At 59.2% G+C, this 1,431-nt stretch carries 1 protein-coding gene; it reads right to left on the bottom strand.

Translation table 11 applies throughout. The features are described from left to right. A partial coding sequence (ltrA, locus tag M8J71_RS22895) for a group II intron reverse transcriptase/maturase (RefSeq protein ID WP_256250164.1) occupies positions 1–1,297 on the bottom strand: 1,297 nt, incomplete at its 3' end. Positions 1,298–1,431: the final 134 nt, after the last annotated feature.

Below are 1,431 nucleotides of genomic sequence, written 5' to 3'. Positions count from 1 at the left end.
TGAGGCCTTGCCCTGCCCAGTACTCGGTTGGCAGGGCCCTGTGGAGGATGGGCGACTTCGCGACCCGCCAGTAGGCTCGGCTGCTGTTGCCCCATTGATAGGCCAGATCCGGCCTGATCCCGAGCTTGCGCAGATTCGCCACGCGGGTGCGCGGTTTCTTCCATTCCTTCCACCGGATTTGGCGCATCCTGCGCCTGAACCACTCATCAAGGGCGGCGAACTTCTTCGGTGTCTGTGACAGCCGGAAGTAGCCCATCCATCCCCGGATGTAGCGGTTCAGTTGTTGGATGCGGTCGGTCATGGAGATACTCCATTTGCGCGAGGTCAGTGCCCTGATGCGGTCCTTCATGCGTTTGAACGCCTTCGGAGCGATCCGGACCTTCACCCCGCCCTTGACGAAGTAGAACCCGAAACCCAGCAATGTAGCTACGCTTGCCGGATTGATCGTGGATTTCTCCCGGTTGACCCTCAATTTCAGGTCCTTTTCCAGAACTTTCGTGCTCTGTTCCAGCACCCGTTCCGCGGCTCTCTTGGACTTCACAAAGACCCTGATGTCATCGGCATACCGCACGAAGCGGTGACCGCGAGCCCAGAACTCCTGATCAAAATCGTCCAGCATGATGTTCGACAGCAACGGCGACAAGGGCGACCCCTGCGGGGTTCCCTCCAGCGTCGGTTGCCGCACCCCATCAGCCATAATTCCCGCTTCAAGATAGCGCCGAATCAGCTTCAAAAGCCGCTTGTCTTTCACTTTCCGCGCAACCCTGGCCATCAGCACGTCGTGGTTCACCCGGTCAAAGAACGCATCCAGGTCAACCTCAACCACCCACCGATACCCCTGTGAAATCACCGTCCTGGCGACGTTCACAGCATCATGGGCGCTTCTGCCCGGCCGGAACCCATAGGAGACCGGCACGAACCCCGGATCAAAGACCGGAGACAGGACTTGCGAAACTGCCTGCTGGATCAAACGATCCAGCACAGACGGCACTCCAAGCATCCGCTCCCCGCCGTCAGATTTGGGAATCATCACCCGACGAACCGGCAGCGGAGCATAAGTACCCGCATCCAGCGCCTCCCGCGTTTCTGTCCAATGCCTCAAGCACCACGCACGGAGTTCCTCCGTGCGCAGCCCGTCAGCACCGGCAGCACCCCGGTTACGCTCAACACGTTTCAACGCGATCATCAGATTGCGCCGGGAGAATACTTCCTCCCACAAATCTGATGCATCCCTGATGTTCTCCCCGATACCCGCCGGGTCCTCACTACGCACAGAAAGGGGCCATCCCGGATTCACCGTTCGATCCTTCACTCTCTGTCCCACCACTCCCGTGGGTTGGCTGCGATTCTTGTGGAACACACGAGAAGCACCGCTTCAAACCATCAATTCCCAGCGTTCAGCCCTTCCCGGCAACCATGAAGATTCCCGCC

The organism is Pseudarthrobacter sp. R1, assembly GCF_024494415.1.
Taxonomy (GTDB): Bacteria; Actinomycetota; Actinomycetes; order Actinomycetales; family Micrococcaceae; genus Arthrobacter.
Note: the sequence above shows the minus strand (reverse complement) of the source record. Positions and strands in the feature narration are given on the sequence as shown.